Origin of the sequence: Roseicella aerolata (genome assembly GCF_020523605.1) — a bacterium.
GTDB classification, from domain to species: Bacteria; Pseudomonadota; Alphaproteobacteria; order Acetobacterales; family Acetobacteraceae; genus Paracraurococcus; species Paracraurococcus aerolatus.
In genome coordinates this window covers 45,211-64,354 of record NZ_JAJAQI010000020.1, presented here as the reverse complement: position 1 = coordinate 64,354, position 19,144 = coordinate 45,211, and the positions used below count along the sequence as shown (strand labels likewise).

At 70.6% G+C, this 19,144-nt stretch carries 16 protein-coding genes and 1 tRNA gene; 3 read left to right on the top strand and 14 right to left on the bottom strand.

Features of this window, described 5'->3' with window-relative positions:
- Positions 1–221 precede the first annotated feature (221 nt).
- Positions 222–785 (top strand): hypothetical protein, encoded by a 564-nt coding sequence (locus tag LHA35_RS14410; protein ID WP_226608973.1) that lies wholly within the window; start codon positions 222–224, stop codon positions 783–785.
- 9 nt (positions 786–794) lie between these two features.
- On the opposite strand, the gene LHA35_RS14405 is transcribed toward LHA35_RS14410, so the two are convergent.
- The 4 genes from LHA35_RS14405 to LHA35_RS14390 form a co-directional block, all read right to left on the bottom strand.
- On the bottom strand, positions 795–1,988 hold the full coding sequence (locus LHA35_RS14405; protein WP_226608972.1) for a formate dehydrogenase subunit gamma: 1,194 nt from the start codon (positions 1,986–1,988) through the stop codon (positions 795–797).
- Entirely contained in the window at positions 1,985–2,581 is a 597-nt protein-coding gene (gene fdh3B / locus LHA35_RS14400; protein ID WP_226608971.1) for a formate dehydrogenase FDH3 subunit beta, read from the bottom strand. The genes LHA35_RS14405 and fdh3B overlap by 4 nt, the downstream gene beginning before the upstream one ends.
- A 73-nt stretch (positions 2,582–2,654) precedes the next feature.
- A complete protein-coding gene (locus LHA35_RS14395) occupies positions 2,655–5,609 on the bottom strand; it encodes a formate dehydrogenase subunit alpha (protein ID WP_226608970.1) in 2,955 nt (984 codons plus the stop codon).
- 12 nt (positions 5,610–5,621) lie between these two features.
- Positions 5,622–5,834, bottom strand: a complete 213-nt coding sequence (locus LHA35_RS14390) for a formate dehydrogenase (protein WP_226608969.1) — start codon at positions 5,832–5,834, stop codon at positions 5,622–5,624.
- A gap of 140 nt (positions 5,835–5,974) precedes the next feature.
- Here LHA35_RS14390 and LHA35_RS14385 point away from each other — a divergent pair, with 140 nt between their 5' ends.
- Positions 5,975–6,253, top strand: a complete 279-nt coding sequence (locus LHA35_RS14385; protein ID WP_226608968.1) for a hypothetical protein — start codon at positions 5,975–5,977, stop codon at positions 6,251–6,253.
- A gap of 173 nt (positions 6,254–6,426) precedes the next feature.
- On the opposite strand, the gene LHA35_RS14380 is transcribed toward LHA35_RS14385, so the two are convergent.
- From LHA35_RS14380 to LHA35_RS14355, 6 genes are all read right to left on the bottom strand, one after another.
- Positions 6,427–6,502, bottom strand: a tRNA-Glu gene (locus LHA35_RS14380).
- Between the two features lie 35 nt (positions 6,503–6,537).
- On the bottom strand, positions 6,538–8,346 hold the full coding sequence (gene recJ / locus LHA35_RS14375; RefSeq protein WP_226608967.1) for a single-stranded-DNA-specific exonuclease RecJ: 1,809 nt from the start codon (positions 8,344–8,346) through the stop codon (positions 6,538–6,540).
- Between the two features lie 23 nt (positions 8,347–8,369).
- Entirely contained in the window at positions 8,370–9,362 is a 993-nt protein-coding gene (glpX, locus tag LHA35_RS14370; RefSeq protein WP_226608966.1) for a class II fructose-bisphosphatase, read from the bottom strand.
- Between the two features lie 93 nt (positions 9,363–9,455).
- Complete coding sequence (locus tag LHA35_RS14365; protein ID WP_226608965.1) at positions 9,456–10,748, bottom strand: homoserine dehydrogenase; 1,293 nt, start codon at positions 10,746–10,748, stop codon at positions 9,456–9,458.
- Positions 10,745–11,989 carry an LL-diaminopimelate aminotransferase gene (locus tag LHA35_RS14360; RefSeq protein WP_226608964.1) on the bottom strand — a complete coding sequence of 415 codons (1,245 nt, stop codon included), beginning with the start codon at positions 11,987–11,989 and terminating at the stop codon, positions 10,745–10,747. Before LHA35_RS14360 ends, LHA35_RS14365 begins: the two co-directional genes overlap by 4 nt.
- A 402-nt stretch (positions 11,990–12,391) precedes the next feature.
- On the bottom strand, positions 12,392–12,964 hold the full coding sequence (locus tag LHA35_RS14355; RefSeq protein WP_226608963.1) for a hypothetical protein: 573 nt from the start codon (positions 12,962–12,964) through the stop codon (positions 12,392–12,394).
- A gap of 159 nt (positions 12,965–13,123) precedes the next feature.
- Here LHA35_RS14355 and LHA35_RS14350 point away from each other — a divergent pair, with 159 nt between their 5' ends.
- Entirely contained in the window at positions 13,124–14,926 is a 1,803-nt protein-coding gene (locus tag LHA35_RS14350) for a PHA/PHB synthase family protein (RefSeq protein WP_226608962.1), read from the top strand.
- 64 nt (positions 14,927–14,990) lie between these two features.
- Here the strand turns inward: LHA35_RS14350 and LHA35_RS14345 are convergent, their stop codons facing one another.
- The 4 genes from LHA35_RS14345 to LHA35_RS14330 all read right to left on the bottom strand — a co-directional run bounded on the left by LHA35_RS14345 (position 14,991) and on the right by LHA35_RS14330 (position 18,957).
- Positions 14,991–15,611, bottom strand: coding sequence for a hypothetical protein (locus LHA35_RS14345; RefSeq protein ID WP_226608961.1), 621 nt, complete (start codon positions 15,609–15,611; stop codon positions 14,991–14,993).
- An 11-nt stretch (positions 15,612–15,622) separates the two neighbouring features.
- Entirely contained in the window at positions 15,623–16,186 is a 564-nt protein-coding gene (locus tag LHA35_RS14340; protein WP_226608960.1) for a hypothetical protein, read from the bottom strand.
- Positions 16,187–16,402: 216 nt separating this feature from the next.
- Positions 16,403–17,380, bottom strand: coding sequence for a 2-dehydropantoate 2-reductase (locus LHA35_RS14335; protein WP_226608959.1), 978 nt, complete (start codon positions 17,378–17,380; stop codon positions 16,403–16,405).
- 59 nt (positions 17,381–17,439) lie between these two features.
- Entirely contained in the window at positions 17,440–18,957 is a 1,518-nt protein-coding gene (locus LHA35_RS14330) for an acyl--CoA ligase (RefSeq protein WP_226608958.1), read from the bottom strand.
- Positions 18,958–19,144: the final 187 nt, after the last annotated feature.

The window sequence follows — 19,144 nt, the reverse complement described above, 5'->3', positions numbered from 1 at the left end:
TTCTCCATTGCCCCGCCCGGCCGGCACGGCACGGCTCCGCCGCCCCTGCCCCGACCCACACCCCGCTCCGCCATCGACTTCACCTTTCCCCTGCATCTCCGGCGCCGGCCTGCCAGGGGCCGTCGCGCACCATCCTCCGGCCTTCCTGGCCGCCCAGGAATGACAAAGCGCCAGCGGCCCGGGAGGTACATCTCAAACAGTAGCGATTCCGTTGCCGGGTCATGGCCGATGCGAGCCCGGCGGCGGAGCCCCAGATCCCCGACATGACGAACCGCCCGATCCGCGTGAACCGCGCCCCTGTCCTCACCCTCTGGGCGGCGGTGGTTGCCGAGCGGCTCGGCCACCCGCCCGGCACGGCGCTCAGCCTGGCCAGCGCGGTGGCCGGCACGGCGGCGCGCGCCAAGGCGAGGCGGCTGGGCCTTGCCGAGGAGGGTGACGCCGACCCGAAGGCGCGCCGCCTGGCACAGGCGCGCCGGACGGTGCGCCTGCTCGGGCGCGAGATCCCGGTGACCGAGAGCGATGGCCAGTTGCTCGCCGCCGAGCCGGATGGCAGGCCCGCCGGGCCGGGTGCCGTGCAGGCCTATGTCGCACGCGCCTTCGGCGAGCGGCTCCCGGGGGTGCGGGCGGCGATGGAAAGCCTCGCCGCCCGGCTGCCGCCCGAGGAGCTGAACCGCACGGGCTTCCGGCTCTACGAGGCCTTCCGGCCGGAGGTGCCGGAAGGCGTCAGCGGCTGGGGCGCCAGGGCCGAGCTGCACCTGGACCGCATCCGCGACGCCACCGGCTGAGGCCCTCTCTCAATCCGCTCCGGCCGTCCTGGCATCGGCGGGGGCCACGCTCCGCCGCGCCTCGGTCAGACGTTCCTCCACCCAGAGGCTGTTATGCTCCCGCGCGTAGTTGAAATCGACGCGGCCGGTGGACATCGCCTCGAAGGCGCCCTCGGCACCGATCGTGCCGACATAGATGTGCACCAGGATGGCGGCAATCATCAGCATGGCCATGCCGGCATGGACGACATGCGCCACCTGCTGGCTGCTGATGTTGTCGAGGAGCGCCGGCGCCATCAGCAGGTAGCCGCTGACCGCCGCCACCAGCCCGCCGAGGATGGTGAACCAGTAGAGCCCCTTCTGCGCGGGGTTGAACCGGCCGGCCGGCGGGTGCCCCTTGGCGAAGGGTCCGCCCGCGCGGATCCAGGCGAGGTCGACGCGCGCCGGCAGGTTGTCCCGTGCCCAGATCAGCAGCATGACAATGATGCCGAAGGTGAAGGGGAAGGACAGGAAGTGGTGCGCCGCCTGGGTCCAGAGGGTGAAGGTGGTGAAGGCCTCCGCCCCGATCACCGGGCGCAGCACATAGGCGCCGAAGGTGATGTTGAGCCCGCTGAGGCCGAGGATGACGAAGCTGGATGCGACCATCCAGTGATTGACCCGCTCGAGCGGGCCGTAGCGCTCGATGCTGCGGCCGGAGCGTCCGGCCTCGATGCGCTGCGGCCCCTTCCAGAAGTACAGGATGCCGAGAAGCACAACCATGCCGAGCACGAGGGCGGCGCCGGCGATGGTCAGCGTCCGGGTGCGGAAGCCGCGCCAGTCCCGCCCTTCCGGCTGGATCAGGATGCCGGCCGACTGGTTAGGGATGCTGACCATGCCCTGGATGACGCCACCGCGGAGCGCGTGCTGCAGTTCGACCTCCGCCGCATCAGGGCCGCCCCGCGCCGTCATCGGCGGCGGCGCGGGGATGGGCGTGACCGGCCTGGGCGGCCGGGGCGCGATCCCCTCCGGCGCCGCGCTGCGCGGCTGGCCCGTCGGCAGCGACGGTTCGGAGGAATTGGGCTGGGTGCTGTTCGGCCCGCCGCGGCCGGCGCCGACCTCCGGCGCGGCGGACTGCACCTCGGCCGAGCCGGCGGGCAGGCCGGGTGCCTGCTCCTGCTGCTGCGCCAGGGCCGTGCCGACGAGGGAAAGCGCCAGCACGCAAGCTGCGACAGGAAGCGCCCTCATACCGTCAGCTCCTGCTTGTAGGCGGTGCGCCAGCCCCAGGCGCCGGAGCCGAAACCGCGCTGCTGCACCCTCTCGCGGTAGATCGCGGCGATGATCTCGCCATCGCCGGCGAGCAGCGCCTTGGTCGAGCACATCTCGGCGCAGAGCGGCAGCTTGCCTTCGGCGATGCGGTTGCTGCCGTACTGCATGTACTCGACGGCGGTGTTGTCCTGCTGCGGGCCGCCGGCGCAGTAAGTGCATTTATCCATCTTGCCGCGCCCGCCGAAATTGCCGACACGCGGATATTGCGGCGCGCCGAAGGGGCAGGCGTAGAAGCAGTAGCCGCAGCCGATGCACAGGTCCTTGTCGTGCAGCACGAGCGCATCCGCCGTGCCGTAGAAGCAGGAGGTGGGGCAGACCGCGGCACAGGGCGCGTCGGTGCAGTGCATGCAGGCCATGGAGATGCTGCGCTCCCCGGGCTTACCGTCGTTCAGCGTCACCACCCGCCGGCGGTTGATGCCCCAGGGCACCTCGTGCTCGTTCTTGCAGGCGGTGACGCAGGCATTGCACTCGATGCAGCGATCGCTGTCGCAGAGGAATTTCAGGCGGGCCATGCGTGTGTCTCCCTTCGGGAGTGGCTACGATTCACGCTCCGCGCCATTCGGCGCTCCTCGATCGCAGCCATGCTCAGGCGCTCCTGATCTGGCAGAGGGTGACCTTGGTCTCCTGCATGAAGGTCACGGGGTCGTAGCCATAGGTGGTCACGGTATTGACGCTCTCGCCCAGTACGACGGGATCGGTGCCGGGCGGATAGAAGCGCCGGCGGTCCTCGCCCTGGAACCAGCCGCCGAAGTGGAAGGGCATGAAGGCGACCCCCTTGCCGACCCGCTCCGTGATCATGGCCTTGACCTTGACGCGCGCGTCGTTCTCCGGCCCCAGCACCCAGACATACTGCGCGTTCCGGATGCCCCGCTCCGCCGCATCGGCCGGGTTGATCTCGACGAACATGTCCTGCTGCAACTCGGCCAGCCACTTGTTGGATCGGGTCTCCTCGCCGCCGCCCTCGTACTCCACCAATCGGCCGCTGGTCAGGATGATGGGGAACTCGCGCGCCACGGTGTGGGAGCGCATCTGCACCGTGAGGCCGAGATGCGGCATGCGGAAGCCGCGGCGATCGCGCAGCGCCGGGTAGGTGCCGGCGGGGGCCGGCGCGTTCGGGTCCGCCGCCAGCACCGCGGCCTGGTCGAGCGAAGGGATCAGGTCGGTGCGCGGGGTATAGAGCGGCTCCCGGTGCATCGGCACCGGATCGGGCAGGTTCCAGGCGAGGGCACGGGCCTTGGCATTGCCGTAGGGCAGGCAGCCATGGTCCATGGCAACGCGGATGATGCCGCCCGAGAGGTCCGTCGACCAGGAGACGCGGTCGATATTCTCTCCGCCGACGCGGCCGATGATCTCCTTCTCATGCGCCGAGAGATCGTCGAACCAGCCGAGGCGCTTGAGGACGGCGACGGTGAATTCCGGATAGCCGTCCTGGATCTCCGAGCCCTTGGAGTAGCTCCCCTCGGCCAGCAGGGTCTCGCCGTTCCGCTCCACCCCGAAACGGGCGCGGAAGGTGCCGCCCCCCTCCTTCACATGCAGGGAGTTGTCATAAAGGATGTGCGTGCCGGGATGCTTCATCTCCGGCGTGCCCCAGCAGGGCCAGGGCAGGCCATAGACCTCGCCCTCCACCGGCGTGCCCTTGGCGCCCCGCAGCGTGGTGATGTCGAAATGCTGCTGGTTCGCCATGTGCAGCCTGAGCCGCTCCGGCGACTGGCCAGTATAGCCCAGCGCCCAGGTGCCGCGGTTGATCTCCCGCAGGATGTCCTCGACCACGACGACGCCGTCCTTGACGCCGATGTTCTTGAACAACTCGTCGGCGAAGCCGAGCCGCTTCGCCAGAGCATACATCACGTCGTAGTCGTTGCGGCTCTCGAAGATCGGCTCGACGATCTTCTCGCCCCATTGCAGCGAGCGGTTGGAGGCGGTGCGGCTGCCGACCGTCTCGAAATTCGTGCAGATCGGCAGCAGGTAGGTCCCGTCCTGCCGGTCGGAGACCTGCGCATAGGTGGTCGGGTGCGGGTCGCACACCACCAGCAGGTCCAGCTTCTCGAGCGCCTTCACCATCTCCGGCATGCGGGTGACGGTGTTGCCGCCATGCCCCATGACGAACATGGCCTTGAAGTTCGAAGGCTGGTCGACCTGGTCGCGCGGCAGCACCACGGCGTCGAACCAGCGGGTGCTCGGGATGCCGGGCGTCTCCATCAGCTTCTTGCTGGCGAAGCGGCCCTGCATCCACTCATAGTCCACCTGCCAGACGCGGCACCAATGCCGCCAGGCGGCCTCATCCAGCCCGTAATAGGCCGGCAGGGTCGCGATATCGAGGCCGAGATCGGTCGCGCCCTGGACGTTGGTATGGCCGCGGAAGATGTTGCAGCCGGTCCCGGCCGAGCCGACATTGCCGGTCGCCATGCAGAGGATGGAGAAAGCGCGGACATTGGCGGTGCCGACCGTCTTCTGCGTCGCGCCCATGCACCAGATCAGCGTCGCCGGCTTCTGCGTGGCGAAGACCTGCGCCATGCGCTTGATCTGCGCCTCCGGCACGCCGGTCACCCGCAGCACCTCCTCCGGGTTCCACTTCGTCACCTCGCGCCGGACCTCGTCCATGCCGTAGACGCGCTGGCGGATGAACTCCTTGTCCTCCCAGCCATTCTCGAAGATGTGCCAGAGCATACCCCAGATCACGGGGATGTCGGTGCCGGGGCGGATGCGGACATAATCCGTGGCATGGGCCGCCGTGCGGGTGAAGCGCGGATCGACGACGAAGAAATTGGAGCGGTTGAGCTCCCGCCCCGCCAGCAGGTGCTGGGTGGCGATGGGATGGGATTCGGCCGGATTGCCGCCCATCACGATCATCGTCTTGGAATTGCGGATATCGTTGTAGCTGTTGGTCTGGGCGCCGTAGCCGAAGGTATTGGCGACACCGGCAACCGTGGTGCTGTGGCAGATGCGGGCCTGGTGATCGATGTTGTTGGTGCCCCAGAAGGCACCGAACTTCCGGAAGAGGTAGGCGGCTTCATTGGTGAATTTGGCGCTACCGAGCCAGAACACCGCCTCGGGCGAGGATTTCTCGCGGATCTGCAGCAATTTCTCCGAGATCTCGTCCAGTGCCTGGTCCCAGGAGAGGCGCTGCCACTGCCCGCCCGCCAGCTTCATCGGGTATTTCAGCCGGCGATCGCCATGCACGATCTCCCGGACGCTGGCGCCCTTGGCGCAATGCGTGCCGCGGTTGATCGGCGATTCCCAGGCCGGCTCCTGCCCGGTCCAGACGCCGTTCTGCACCTCCGCAATGACCGAACAGCCGACGGAGCAATGGGTGCAGACATTCTTGATGCGGCGCGCCGGCACGGCGCGATCCGGCACCGTATGGGCGACCTGTGCCCGGGCAACCTGCGTCCCGAGCGTCCCGAGCGCTGCCAGCCCGACCCCGCCCAGCCCCGCCTGGCGGAGGAATTCGCGGCGATCCGTCCCGCCGCTCGCAAGTCCCTGATAGGCGGCGGCGAGCCGCTGGCGGCCCGCCTGCCCCGCGCTGCGCCTGGTCAGCATGGCAGCTGGCCCTCAGTAGCGGTTGGTGCGGTAGAATGCCCGCACATGATCAGTCTCGCGGTACCGCGGGGCGCGCCGCTCCGCCTCCGTTTCCTTCCGGGGCGGCAGGCCGCCCGTGCCGCCATCCGCCTCGAAGGCCGCTGCCGGCGCCGCGACCGCCGCGAACCCCAAGGTGCCGAGGAACCGCCGGCGCGCCTGCGCCTTGCCGTCCGGATTGTCCCGCATCGCCAGCCCTTTCCCACCCAAACTTCCGCAACAACGCGCGGGACGGCAGCGGGGATGCGTGCGGAGCACAGGAATCGTGGCAACCGGATGCGGCCGGCCGGCGTTGCCGGGCCATTCCGCGCAAAAGGATCCGCCCGACCATGCCGGCGCTTGCCCGAACCATGATGGCGCTGGCCGGGCTGCTGGCCCTGCCTGGCACGGCCCTGACCCAGGGCACCGCGCCCGCGCAGGGCGTTACCCAGCCGATGCCGCAGCCGACCACCCCCGGCGGGCCGCCGGCGCCGCAACCAAGCGAATTGGGCGATGGCCGGCCCAGGCAGGAAGCCGAGACCACCGGCGGCACCAACACGGCCCCCGAAACGACCCAGAGCATGCCCCTGCCGCCGGCTGGCCAGGCCGACCCTGCGCCAAGTCGCTGAGGAAAGCTGACGCTGCCGGCCCATCCTGTCGGATGGCTGCGAAGCGCCCGCCTCGTGGATGCTGCGCGGAAAGCCCCAAGGCCTGAATGAGGAGTGCGCCGCCTGCGTGTGGCGGGCAAGGCAACGACGCGATGCCGACCGTATCGCGGGCACCGGCACAGCGGCCGGTGCGGTGGCGTCCCCAACGGGATTCGAACCCGTGTTACCAACGTGAAAGGCTGGTGTCCTAGGCCTCTAGACGATGGGGACAGCGCGGAGCGGAGTAGTGGTCCGCGCGCTTGTGGTCAAGAGCCCCCGGCGCCCGGCGGCACGATTGCGGCGTCGACGACATGCAGGCAGGCGCTCACCTCGTCATTCCAGCGCTCCGCCCGCAACTGGCCGCAGAGATGCAGCGGCACGCCGGTGCGGGCCAGCAGCGCCTCGGCCAGCGGCCCTTCCTTCGCACGGAAGCAGATCGCCTTCAGGCGCCCGCCCGACTCGCCCTCGATGAAGGCCCGGATCGTGTTGCCATCCTTGCCCACACGGTCCGCCCGGACCACGCGCGCCCGCGGCAGGGCGAAGACCGGCTCCTCATTGCCCGCGCCGAAGGGCGCCAGGCGCTCCACCTGCTTCGCCAGATCGGCGGTCGCCGCCGGCACCATCACCGTGCCCTCCACCAGCAGGTCGGCCGCACCGGGCAGTTCGCCTGCCCGCGACAGCCGCTCATCGAGGAAGGCGTGCAACTCCGCCAGGCGTTCGATGCGCAGGCTGAAGCCGGCCGCCATGGCATGGCCGCCGCCCGTCTCCAGCAGCCCGGCCTGCCGGGCCGCGATCACCGCACCGCCGAGATCAAGCCCCGGCACGGACCGGCCCGAGCCCTTCGCGATCCCCTCCGCCACGCCGGCGACGCAGGCCGGGCGGTTGAACTTCTCCTTCAGGCGCCCGGCGACGATGCCGACCACGCCGGGATGCCAGCCCTGCCCGCTCACCAGCAGCACCGGATGGCCGGTGGCGTGCTGTGCCTCGGCCTGCGCGAAGGCGGCGCCCAGCACTTCGGCCTCCACCTCCTGCCGCCGTCGGTTCACCGCATCGAGCCGTTCCGCCATCGCCCTCGCCTCGACCGGGTCGTCGCAGAGCAGGAGGCGCATGCCGAGATCCGGCTCGTCGATCCGCCCCGCCGCGTTGATGCGCGGGCCGAGCACGAAGCCGAGGGAATGCGCGGTCGGCACGTCGCGCACCTGGCCGATCTCCAGCAGGGCGGCAACACCGGCATGGTCACGGCGCGCCATCACCTTCAGCCCCTGCGCGACCAGGGCACGGTTCACGCCGGTCAGCGGCATCACGTCGCAGACCGTCGCCAGCGCCACCAGGTCCAGCAGATCGAGCAGCGCGGGTTCCTGGCGCCGCTGGAAATAGCCCTCCCGCCGCAGAACGCGATGCAGCGCGATGCAGGCGAGGAAGGCAACGGCGGCAGCGCAGAGATGCCGGAGACCGGAGCCGCAATCGAGCCGGTTGGGATTGACCGCCGCCGCGACGCGTGGCACCGGGCCCTCCGCCTTATGGTGGTCCAGCACCACCACATCTGCCTCGCCGCGTGCCGCTTCCAGCGCCTCATGCGCCGCTATGCCGCAATCGACGCAGACGATCAGCGTCGCGCCGCGCTCGCAGAGCGCCCGGATGGCGGCAGGGTTCGGGCCGTAGCCCTCGGTCAGCCGGTGCGGCACGTAGTGGCTGACGGTGCAGCCGAGCTGGCGCAGCACCCGCACCATCAGCGCGCCCGCGCAGGCGCCATCCACGTCGTAATCGCCGAAGACGGCAACCGTCTCACCCTGCCGCACCGCGCTCGCCAGCCGCGCCGCGGCGACATCCATGTCCCGCAGCACGGAGGGGTCGGGCAGCAGCGCCCGAAGCGTCGGGAGCAGGAAGTCGGTCACCGCCTCCAGCCCGATGCCGCGGGCGGCAAGGAGGCGCCCCACCAGTTCCGGCAGGTCCGCCCGCTGGGCGATGGCGAGGCCGAGGCGCGCATCGCCTTCCCGCCGCACCCAGCGCCGGCCCGTCACGCTGCGGGCGACGCCGAGCACGGCATCGGCCGAGGGCAGTGGCCCCGCGTCCATCACCCTGTCCCTGCCGGGCGCGGTCAGGCCACGAAGGCCGAAGGCTTGCGTGCGAAGTTGTGGTGCCCCTCCACGTACCGGACGGTGCCGGACTTGCTGCGCATGACGATGGAATGCGTCGTCGCGCCGCCCGCATGGCGCCGCACGCCGTGCAGCATCGGGCCACCGGTCACTCCGGTCGCGGCGAACATGACATTGCCGCGCGCCATCTCGTAGATGCCGTAGATCTTCTTCGGGTCGGTCACGCCCATCTCGCGGGCGCGGGCGACCTGCTCCTCATTCTCGAACATCAGCCGCCCGTGCATCTGGCCGCCAATGCAGCGCAGGGCCGCGGCCGCCAGCACGCCCTCCGGCGCGCCGCCCGAGCCCATGTAGATGTCCACGCCCGTGCCCGGCTGGGAGACGGCGATGACGCCCGCCACATCGCCATCCGGCAGCAGCATGATGCGCGCGCCGGCCTTGCGGCAGGCCGCGATCATCTCCTTGTGCCGGTCGCGGTCGAGTGTGCAGACCATCAGGTCGCCGATATCGCATTTCTTGGCCCGCGCCAGCTCCCGCAGGTTCTCCTCCGGCTTGGCGTCGAGATGAACGATGCCCTCCGGCAGGCCGGGGCCCACCGCGATCTTGTCCATGTAGATGTCGGGCGCATGCAGGAAGCCGCCGCGCTCGGCCAGGGCCACGGTGGCGATGGCGTTCGGGCCACCCTTGGCAGTGATGGAGGTGCCCTCCAGCGGGTCGACCGCGATATCGACCTCCGGCCCGCCCAGGCCGATCTTCTCGCCGATATAGAGCATCGGCGCCTCGTCCATCTCGCCCTCGCCGATCACGACGGTGCCGCTGATGGCGACGGTATCGAAGGCCTTGCGCATGGCATCCACCGCGGCGCCGTCCGCCGCGTTCTTGTCGCCCCGGCCGATCCAGCGGGAGGCGGCCAGCGCCGCCGCCTCCGTCACCCGGACCAGTTCGAGCGCCAGGTTACGGTCAACCACCAGGCTGGCCGCGTCATACTCCGCCATGTGAGCCTCCGTGAGCTTGGGCCCCAGACTACACGGGCCAGGCGCCGGCCGGAAGCGGGCGGCGGCGCGGCCGGGGCCGCCGCCCGGCCAGGGTCAGAGCGGCTCGATCCGGATCAGCGCCGGCTTCTCCAGCACCGAATCGAGCGCCGCGATGCGGCCGAGGGCGGCGCGCATCTGCGCCTCCTCGCAATCATGCGTGGTCAGCACCACCGGCACCGCCTCGCCCGGGGCGCGGCCGCGCTGCAGCATCGCCTCCAGGCTGATGGCGTGGTCCCGCAGGATCCCCGTGACATCGGCGATCACGCCCGGCCGGTCGAGTACCATGAGGCGCAGGTAGTAGGCGCCGACATGCCGCTCCATCGGCACCGCCGGCGCGCCGTCCAGCAACCCTGCGGCGGCGCCCCAGACCGGCGTTTGCCGTCCGCGGGCGAGGTCGATCAGGTCAGCAACCACGGCGCTGGCGGTCGGCCCCGCCCCGGCCCCGCGGCCCTCCAGCATCACGCGGCCGACGAAGTCCCCCTCCGCCACCACCGCGTTGAAGACGCCGTCGACGCGCGCGATCGGTGCGCCCGTCGGCACCATGCAGGGATGCACCCGCGCCGAGATGCCCGCCTCGGTCCGTGCGGCAAGGCCGAGCAGCTTGATGCGATAGCCGAGTTCCTCGGCCAGGGCGATGTCGAGGGCGCTGACCTCCCGGATACCCTCGACATGCACCGCGCCGAAATCGACCGGCCGGCCGAAGGCGAGCGCCGCCAGGATCGCCAGCTTGTGGGCGGCATCCACGCCGTCGATGTCGAAGGAGGGATCGGCCTCGGCATAGCCGAGCTTTTGCGCCTCCGCCAGCACCTCGGCGAATTCCCGCTTGTGCTCGCGCATCACGGTCAGGATGTAGTTGCAGGTGCCGTTCAGGATGCCGGCGACCCGGCGGATGCGGTTGCCCGCCAGCCCCTCGCGCAGCGCCTTGATGGCCGGGATGCCGCCCGCGACCGCCGCCTCGAAGGCCAGGGGCAGGTTGCGCGCCTCGGCCAGTTCGGCGATCGCCGCGCCATGCACCGCGAGCAGCGCCTTGTTGGCGGTGACGACGGGCTTGCCGGCCTTCAGCGCCGCCTCGACCAGCGCCCGGGCCGGGCCGTCGCTGCCGCCGATCAGCTCGACGACGACATCCGTGCCAGGGTCGGCGGCCAGCGCCACCGGGTCATCGTACCAGCGCAGCGTGGAGAGCGGCACGCCGCGGTCCCGCGTGCGGTCGCGCGCCGAGACGGCGCCGACCACCACCGGGCGCCCGGCCCTCGCCGCGACGATCTCGGCATTCTCCGACAGGAGCTTGAGCAGGCCGCCGCCGACCGTGCCGAGGCCGGCGACCGCGATGGAAAGGGGCTTGGTCATGCGGAAACAGCCTCGTTCTCGACTCCAGGCCGGGTGTCACTGCCCTGCAGGGCGGGCGCGAGATTGTCGCCCTGCAGGAAGGCGCGGATGCCGCGCAGCGCCTGGCGGATGCGGTGGTTGTTCTCGACGAGGGCGATGCGGACATGGCCGTCGCCATGCTCGCCGAAGCCGAGGCCCGGGGCGACCGCGACCTTGGCCCGTGCCAACAGCAGCTTGGAGAACTCGACGCTGCCGAGATGCCGGAACTTCTCCGGGATCGGCGCCCAGAGGAACATGGAGCCTTCCGGCATGGGCACATCCCAGCCGGCCTGGCGCAGCCCCTTCACCAGCAGGTCGCGGCGCTCCCGGTAGAGCACGCGCATCTCGGCGACCGTGTCCTGCGGCCCGTTCAGCGCCGCGGCGGCCGCCACCTGGATCGGCGTGAAGGCGCCGTAGTCCAGATAGCTCTTCACCCGCGCCAGCGCCGCGATCAGCCGCGGATTGCCCGCGGCGAAGCCCATGCGCCAGCCCGGCATGTTGTAGGTCTTGGACATCGAGGTGAACTCCACCGTGATGTCCTTCGCCCCTTCGACCTCGAGCACGGAGGGCGGCGGGACATCGCCGAAATAGAGCTCGGCATAGGCGAGGTCGGAGAGAATGAAGAGCTCGTGCCGGCGGCAGAGCTTCACCAGCTCCCGGTAGAACTCGATCGAGGCGAGATAGGCTGTCGGGTTGGAGGGAAAGTTGACGATGACCGCGGTCGGCTTCGGCACGGAATGCTTCACCGCCCGGTCGATCGCCGCCAGCATCTCGTCATCCGGCGTGCAGGGCAGGCTGCGCGCAGTGGCGCCGGCGATGATGAAGCCGAACTGGTGAATGGGGTAGCTGGGGTTCGGCACCAGGATGGTGTCGCCGGGCGAGGCAATGGCCTGCGCCAGATTGGCCAGCCCCTCCTTGGAGCCGAGGGTTGCCACCACCTCGGTCTCCGGGTCGAGCTTCACCTTGAACCGGCGGTCATAATAGTTGGCCAGCGCGCGGCGCAGGCCGGGGATGCCCTTCGACATGGAATAGCGGTGGGTGCGCGGGTCCTGCACCGCCTCGACCAGCTTGGCGACGATATGGGGCGGCGTCGGGCTGTCCGGGTTGCCCATCCCGAGATCCACGATGTCCTCTGCCGCTGCCCGTGCCTTCGCCTTCGCCGCGTTCACCTCGGCGAACACGTAAGGGGGCAGGCGGCGGATGCGGTGGAATTCCTCGGTCATCGGTTCGGGTCCGTATGCATGGGCCCACGCTCCCACCCCGGGGTCCGCAGGCAGGGCGGCTTCACGGGCTGGGGCGGCGCGGCTCGCCGGTATAGATCGTATTGCACCGCAGTGTCAGCGCCCTGGCTGTCCGGGCGCGAAAATCCGCCGGGCGGCCTTGGGCGCAGGCCGGCAGCCTGCCGGCCTGCGAGGCGGGCGTCGGGAGCCGAACCAGAAACCCATGCACGGCGTGCGTGCCTGTACCGCCCTCTCCGAGCCGACCGCCGCCCTGTCGCGCCAGCGCGTCGATGAACTGGCCTCTGGAAGCCTTGGGCGAACCATCTCTTCGGGCCGAGCGACATACTCCCTGCCCTCCGCCCGAAGCCGGCGCGCAGGCCCGTGGAAGGTTTCCTGCCCCGGAGCCTAACGGGGACGCGGCGGCGGTCCGAGCAGGTCGGGCGGCGGAGGCGCCGGCGCCTCCTCGGGCATCTCCGGCAAGGCCGGGGCCAGGGCGGGCGGGGCCGGCGCCCCCGGTGCGGCGGGCGCGGCCTGCGGCTGGGCACGCGGCGCGACCGGCGCATCGTTCCAGGGGATGCGCGGCGCGCCCGCCAGGGCGGGGCGGGGTGGCGGGGCGGCGGGCATGGGCGGCTCCCCCAAGGTCATGCCGCCGCGGGCGCCAGGAGCCGGGACGGTCCGCAGCACCAGCGGGTCCCGCGAGCGGGCACGATCATCGGCGAGCGCCGCGGAGATCGCCTCCCTTACCTCGGGCGCCGGCCGCTCCGGCCGTGGCGGCACGGTGTGGAGGCTGGGCGTCGGTCGGTCCATGCCGGGCGGCGGGAGGCGGTCGGCATCCGCCGCGCCGGAGATCCGCCGGTAGATCGAAACCGGATTCACCTCGTCCGGGACCGAGCAGGCGGCAAGCGCCAGGCACAGCAGCGGCGCCATCACCCCTGCCCGGCGCCCCGCCCCGCCCCCGCCCTGCCGCTTCGCCCGCATGGCCGCCGCACTCCGCCCTGACGCTCCAGGGTTAGAGCAAAAACGCCGGGGCGGGAATTCGCATCGAGGCGTGCCCCACCACGGGTTATTGCATGCCTCAACATGAACATAGGTGGAACTGGGCTGGAGGGCCGCCGCGCCGGCGGTCTAGGATGCCCCATGGACCAGGAAAAGACGCCCGACCAGCCGCAGTTCCGCCTGCCAGACCCGGCGCTGGTGACCCGCACCATGTCGGAGGTGGCGGAACGCGGGCAGCGGATCGTCACGGACTTCCTCCGGCGTCAGGCGGAATCCGAAGCGACGCCGGATCCGCTGAATATCGGCAGCGCCTTCCTGGAGATGACCACCCGGTTGATGGCCAACCCGGCCCGGCTGGTGCAGGCGCAGCTCGGCTTCTGGCAGGACTATCTGACGCTCTGGCAGAACACCGCGCGGCGGATGCTGGGCGAGGCGCCGGCCCCGGTGATCGCCGAGGACCCGCGCGACCGCCGCTTCAAGGACGATGCCTGGCGGGAGAACGAGGTCTTCGACTTCATCAAGCAGTCCTATCTGCTGAGCGCGCGCTTCTTCCAGACCGTGGTCGGCGGAGTGGAGGGGCTGGACCAGAAGACCGCCCAGAAGGTCGACTTCTACACCCGGCAATTCGTCGATGCGATGAGCCCATCCAACTTCCTGCTGACCAATCCGGAGGTGCTGCGCCGCACCGCGGAGACGGGCGGGGAGAACCTGCTGAAGGGGCTCTCGCACCTGCTGGCGGATCTCGAGCGGGGCAAGGGGCGGCTCCGCATCCGCATGAGCGACGACAGCAAGTTCAAGGTCGGCGAGAACATTGCGGTGACGCCGGGCAAGGTGGTGTTCCAGAACGACCTGATGCAGCTCATCCAGTACAACCCGACCACCGAGACGGTGCTGATGCGGCCATTGCTGATCCTGCCGCCCTGGATCAACAAGTTCTACATCCTGGACCTCAGGCCGCGGAATTCCTTCATCCGCTGGGCGGTGGACCAGGGGCATACAGTCTTCGTCGTCTCCTGGGTCAATCCGGACGAGACACTGGCCCAGAAAGGCTTCGACGACTACATGAAGGAGGGGATCTACGACGCCCTCGACGCCATCGAGAAGGCGACCGGCGAGCGCCAGGTCAACGCCATCGGCTACTGCCTGGGCGGGACGCTGCTGGCGACGACTCTGGCCCATATGGCGGCCAGGCGCGACACGCGCATCAGGAGCGCGACCTACTTCGTCACCATGACGGATTTCGAGGAGGCAGGCGAGCTCGGCGTCTTCATCGACGAGGAGCAGCTGCACTGCCTCGAGGAAGCGATGCAGAAGCGCGGCTATCTGGAAGGCCGGGAGATGGCGACGACCTTCAACATGCTCCGCGCCAATGATCTGATCTGGTCCTTCGTGGTGAACAACTACCTGCTGGGGCAGGAGCCCTTTCCCTTCGACCTGCTCTACTGGAACGATGATTCCACCCGCATGCCCGCGCGCATGCACAGCTTCTATCTGCGCCGGATGTACCAGCAGAACGATCTGGTGAAGCCGGGCGCGATCGAGTTGCTGGGCCAGAAGATCGACCTGCGCAGGATCAAGGTGCCGAGCTACCTGATCTCGACGCGGGAGGACCATATCGCACCCTGGAAGAGCACCTATCGCGCGACGCAGATCTTCAGCGGCCCGGTGCGCTTCGTGCTGGCTGCCAGCGGCCATATCGCCGGCGTGGTGAACCCGCCGGGTTCGGGCAAGTACAGCCACTGGGTGAACGAGCAACTGCCGCCCGACCCGGAGGAGTGGTTCGCCGGCGCGACCGAACTCGCCGGATCCTGGTGGCCGGACTGGCACCGCTGGGTGGCGGCGCTCAACAGGGAACAGGTGCCGGCCCGCATGCCGGGCAGCGGCAGGCTGCCGGCGATCGAGGATGCGCCGGGCAGCTATGTGAAGGTGATGGCGATCGATTGATCGGAGCGGGCAGCAGGCGCCACCCCTCCCCTTCTCGCCCCTGTCCGCGTGATGCCGGACAGGCTCAGTATCCGATGCTGGTGCTGCCCTCGAGCCCGAAGACCGTGAACATCGCGCCGGTCGGATCGACCGGCCGGCCACCCAGCCAGCGCCCGTCCGCATCCAGCCGCGCCACCTCCTGCGCCGCGAGCGCGGTTGCGATCGCGCCCTGTGGCAACGGGCCGAGATCGCCGAGCCGCGCCACGCTGCGCTGCCCGCCCGGGCGGAAGAGCGGCGCCGGCAGGGCAGCGGCGGCGCGGGCCGCATTGCCCGCCCGCAGCGCCGCGGCGGCGGTCAGCAGCGCCGGCACCACGCGCTCGGGCGGCGCGTCCTCCGCCACGCCGAGCGCGTCGCGCATCTCCTCCCGCGCCAGCAGCAGCTCGCGCCGCACGGGCTCCGGGATCGGCGCGTAGCGCTGGTCGCGCGGGATGGCGGTGGTGACGTATTCCAGTTGTGCGGCCGCCTGTGCCGCCTCGGCAGGCCGGCCGGCCAGCGCCCGGCCGCGGTCCGCGAAGGCAGGTGCCAGCGCCTCGATCGCACCACGCACCGGGTCCGCCGTGCCGGGCGCCAGGGCGGCCGGCGGAGCAACAGGCGGGGCCTGCCTCATCTCCGCGCAGCCGATGGCCGCCAGGGCGAGCAGCACCATGGCGGGCCGCATCACAGGCGCCCGAGCGGCGTCCCGTCCTGCCGCCGCAAGGCCTCGGTCGCGGCGACCGCCGCCTGGTTGGTGAGCGGCAGGCTGGGCAGCGAGGCCAGGCGCAGCATCGCCGTCTGGCCGCCCTGCGGGAAGATCATGGCCGGCAGCGCCGCCGCGGCGGCCTCCGTCTGGCCGCCACGCAAGGCTCGGGAGGCGGCGTAGAGCGACTCGATCACCGCTTGCGGCGGCAGCGCCTCCGGGATGCCGAGGGCGGTGCGCCACTCCCGGCGAGCCTGCGCGAACTGCGTGGCGACGGTGGGCGAAAGGCCGGGATAGCGCGGATTGTTCGGGAATTCGGTCGCCAGATACTCCATCTGCGCCACTGCCTGCGCCGCCTCGCCGGGCCGGCCGGCGAGCTTCTGCGGGGAGGCGAAGGCAACGGAGGTGTTGGCGATGGCGCTGCGCAGCGGATCACCGGCCCCCACCACCGCATCCGGCGGCAGGCTGGCGCTGACCGGCGACGCCGAGGGTGCGCAGGCGCCGAGCGCCAGAATGGCCGCGAGCGGCAGGAGAGCCTTGGTCATGCGGAAACCTCCATGCGGCGTACCGGCGAAGCGCGCCGGCCCGGGGGCGAACCCCGATCCCTGCGCCCTGCCTCCCAGGGAGGAGAGAATGGGCTTTTCCGGCTTCCGGTACAATTCGCGCCGGCATGTCCGTTTCGTCACCAGCTCGTCCTGGCCAGGCTACGCGGCGGCGGCTTGCGGCAGGCGTCCGGGCCCGGCCCCGGACGCCGGGCAGGCTCAGTAGCAGCCGGCGAGCCTGGCCCGAGTCCGCAGCAAGGCCAGCACGATGCGGCAGGTCGGCGCCGGCACCTCGACGATCTCCGCCAGTTCGACCACGCTGCCGAGCAGCGCATCCACCTCCATCGGCCGGCCTCGCTCCAGGTCCTGCAGCATGGAGGTCTTGTGCGCCCCCACCTCCGCGCCGCCGGCGATGCGCTTGTCGACATCGATGGCGAAGCGAACGCCGAGCCTCTCGGCGATGGCCTGCCCCTCGAGCATCATCTGCCGGCAGACGGCGCGCAGTTCCGGATCGCCGGTGATGATGTCGAGCGTCGCGGTGGTGAGCGCCGAGAGAGGGTTGAAGGCCATGTTGCCCCAGAGCTTGACCCACATCTCGTCGCGGATCTTCGGGCGCACCGGCGCCTTGAATCCGGCCGCGACCAGGGCGGCGGAAAGGGCATTCGCCCGCTCACTGCGGGTGCCGTCCGGCTCGCCGAGGGTGAAGCGGTCGCCATAGGTGTGCTCGATCACGCCCGGCTCCGGCACCTCGGCCGCCGGGTAGACGACGCAGCCGATGACGCGGGAGGGGTGCAGCAGGTCCCACACGCTGCCATCCGGATCGACGCTGGCAACGCGGCGGTCCTCGTAGGGGCCGGCGAGCTTGTGGAAATACCACCAGGGAATGCCGTTGATGGCGGAGACGATGGCAGTGTTCTCGCCGAGCAGCGGCTGCATCTGCTTCGCCGCGCCCGGCAGCGAATGCGCCTTCAGCGTGACGAGGACGTAGTCCTGCGGCCCCGCCTCCTCGGCACTGGCGACGCAGCGGGGGCGCACCACCATCTCCTGCCCGTCGCTGACAAGCTTCAGGCCGTTCGCCTGCATGGCGGCCAGGTGCGGGCCGCGGGCGATGACGGTGACGTCCACATCGCCTTTCGCGGCGAGCTTCGCCGCCATCAATCCGCCGATCGCGCCGGCGCCGAAGATGCAGAGTTTCATGAGAAAGCGTCCCGGTCGGTATGCGTCCCCTCCCCCGCAAGGCGAGGGAGGGAGTCAGGTCAGGCCGTGATGCCCAGCTTCTCGGCGAGGCCGATGCGCTGCAGCTTGCCGGTCGCGCCCTTCGGGATCTCCGGCAGGAAGACCACCTTCCGCGGCACCTTGAAATCCGCCAGATGCTTCGCGGCGTAGTCGCGCAGCTCGCGCTCCGTGCAGGTCATGCCCTCGCGCAGCACCACCGCGGCGCCGACCTCCTCGCCCAGCATCGGATGCGGGATGCTGAAGGTCAGCGCCTGGGCGACCGCCGGGTGCTCGGAGAGCACGCCATCCACCTCCAGCGGGCTCACCTGCTCGCCGCCGCGCTTGATCAGCTCCTTTAGGCGGCCGGTCAGCATCAGGTAGCCGTCCTCGTCGAACATCCCCTGGTCGCCGGTGCGGAACCAGCCATTCGTGAAGGCCTTGGCGTTCGCCTCCGGGTTCGCCTCGTAGCCCTTGGTCACGTTCGGGCCGCGGATCACCACCTCGCCGATGCTGCCCTTCGGCAGGATGTTGCCCGCCTCGTCCATGATGGCGACCTCGGGGCCCGCCGGCAGGCCGACGATTCCAGGCTTCTGCGCGCCGGGCGGCAGCGGGTTGCTGCACATCTGATGGCTCGCCTCGGTCATGCCGTAGCTCTCGATCACCGGCGCGCCGAACACCGCCGCCAGGTCCTTCATCGCCTGCGCCGGCAGCGAGGCGGAGGAGGAGCGGATGAAGCGCAGCGGCGCGCGGCCGATGATCTCCTTGTTGCGCTCGGCGCGCTGCAGGATCGCCTGGTGCATGGTCGGCACCGCCGTGTACCAGCTCGGCCGCTCGGCATCGAGCCAGCCGTAGAATTTCAGCGCATTGAAGCCCGGCGTGCAGATGACGGCGCCACCGCCCGCGAGCGAGGCCAGGGTCGCCGCGATCAACCCGTGGATGTGGAAGAGCGGCATGACGTTGAGGCAGGCATCCTCCGGCGTCAGCCGCAGGGTGCGCGCGATGTTGCCGGCGGAGGCCGTGACATTGGTATGGGTCAGGGGCACGATCTTCGGCCGCGCCGTGGTGCCGGAGGTGTGCAGCACCAGCGCGACATCCTCGGCCTCCGCCATCCCCGGCCGTGCGGCCGCGCCGGGCGTGCCGCCCACCAGCGCGAACTCGCCTGCCTTCTCGCCGGGCAGGAGTTCCACCACCGGCACGCCGAGCCGCGCCGCGACCGCGCGCGCCGGGCTGTCCACGCCCTGCTGCACGACCAGCGCCTTGGCCTTCAGGTCGGTCAGGTAGAACTCGAACTCCTCATCCTTGTAGGCGGGGTTCAGCGGCGCGGTGGTGGCGCCGCAGGCGATCGCGACGAAGCTCGCCGCCATCTCCGGCCCGTTCGGCAGCACGATGGCAACCCGGTCGCCACGGCCGATGCCGATGGCATTCAGCGCGCCCACGGTCCGCTCCGCCAGCGCCCGCAGCCCGGCATAGGTCAGGGAAGGGCGCTCCGGCGCGCGGATGGCCGGCCGCCCGGCCTCCCCGGCGGCAAGCAATGCGGCGATGGTGCTGGCAGCGGTCATGACTCTCTATCCCCTTGCGGGCCTCGGCGGGGGTTCCTCTGCATCAGCCATTCCAGGACGGCAAGCCACCGGCCGCGAAGCCGCACGAAATTTTCGGCATGTTTTACACGCTTTTCGTTGCTTTACGTGACTTTCGGTCCGAAGCCCGAGCCAAGGCCGGAGCACGGGAGGTGTTTCGGACGCGGGT

What these genes read in the sequence shown, in the direction of transcription:
- LHA35_RS14410 (WP_226608973.1), top strand. Translation starts at nt 222, where the DNA reads ATGGCCGATGCGAGCCCGGCGGCGGAGCCCCAGATCCCCGACATGACG.
- LHA35_RS14405 (WP_226608972.1), bottom strand. Translation starts at nt 1,988, where the DNA reads ATGAGGGCGCTTCCTGTCGCAGCTTGCGTGCTGGCGCTTTCCCTCGTC.
- fdh3B (WP_226608971.1), bottom strand. Translation starts at nt 2,581, where the DNA reads ATGGCCCGCCTGAAATTCCTCTGCGACAGCGATCGCTGCATCGAGTGC.
- LHA35_RS14395 (WP_226608970.1), bottom strand. Translation starts at nt 5,609, where the DNA reads ATGCTGACCAGGCGCAGCGCGGGGCAGGCGGGCCGCCAGCGGCTCGCC.
- LHA35_RS14390 (WP_226608969.1), bottom strand. Translation starts at nt 5,834, where the DNA reads ATGCGGGACAATCCGGACGGCAAGGCGCAGGCGCGCCGGCGGTTCCTC.
- LHA35_RS14385 (WP_226608968.1), top strand. Translation starts at nt 5,975, where the DNA reads ATGCCGGCGCTTGCCCGAACCATGATGGCGCTGGCCGGGCTGCTGGCC.
- recJ (WP_226608967.1), bottom strand. Translation starts at nt 8,346, where the DNA reads ATGGACGCGGGGCCACTGCCCTCGGCCGATGCCGTGCTCGGCGTCGCC.
- glpX (WP_226608966.1), bottom strand. Translation starts at nt 9,362, where the DNA reads ATGGCGGAGTATGACGCGGCCAGCCTGGTGGTTGACCGTAACCTGGCG.
- LHA35_RS14365 (WP_226608965.1), bottom strand. Translation starts at nt 10,748, where the DNA reads ATGACCAAGCCCCTTTCCATCGCGGTCGCCGGCCTCGGCACGGTCGGC.
- LHA35_RS14360 (WP_226608964.1), bottom strand. Translation starts at nt 11,989, where the DNA reads ATGACCGAGGAATTCCACCGCATCCGCCGCCTGCCCCCTTACGTGTTC.
- LHA35_RS14355 (WP_226608963.1), bottom strand. Translation starts at nt 12,964, where the DNA reads ATGCGGGCGAAGCGGCAGGGCGGGGGCGGGGCGGGGCGCCGGGCAGGG.
- LHA35_RS14350 (WP_226608962.1), top strand. Translation starts at nt 13,124, where the DNA reads ATGGACCAGGAAAAGACGCCCGACCAGCCGCAGTTCCGCCTGCCAGAC.
- LHA35_RS14345 (WP_226608961.1), bottom strand. Translation starts at nt 15,611, where the DNA reads ATGGTGCTGCTCGCCCTGGCGGCCATCGGCTGCGCGGAGATGAGGCAG.
- LHA35_RS14340 (WP_226608960.1), bottom strand. Translation starts at nt 16,186, where the DNA reads ATGACCAAGGCTCTCCTGCCGCTCGCGGCCATTCTGGCGCTCGGCGCC.
- LHA35_RS14335 (WP_226608959.1), bottom strand. Translation starts at nt 17,380, where the DNA reads ATGAAACTCTGCATCTTCGGCGCCGGCGCGATCGGCGGATTGATGGCG.
- LHA35_RS14330 (WP_226608958.1), bottom strand. Translation starts at nt 18,957, where the DNA reads ATGACCGCTGCCAGCACCATCGCCGCATTGCTTGCCGCCGGGGAGGCC.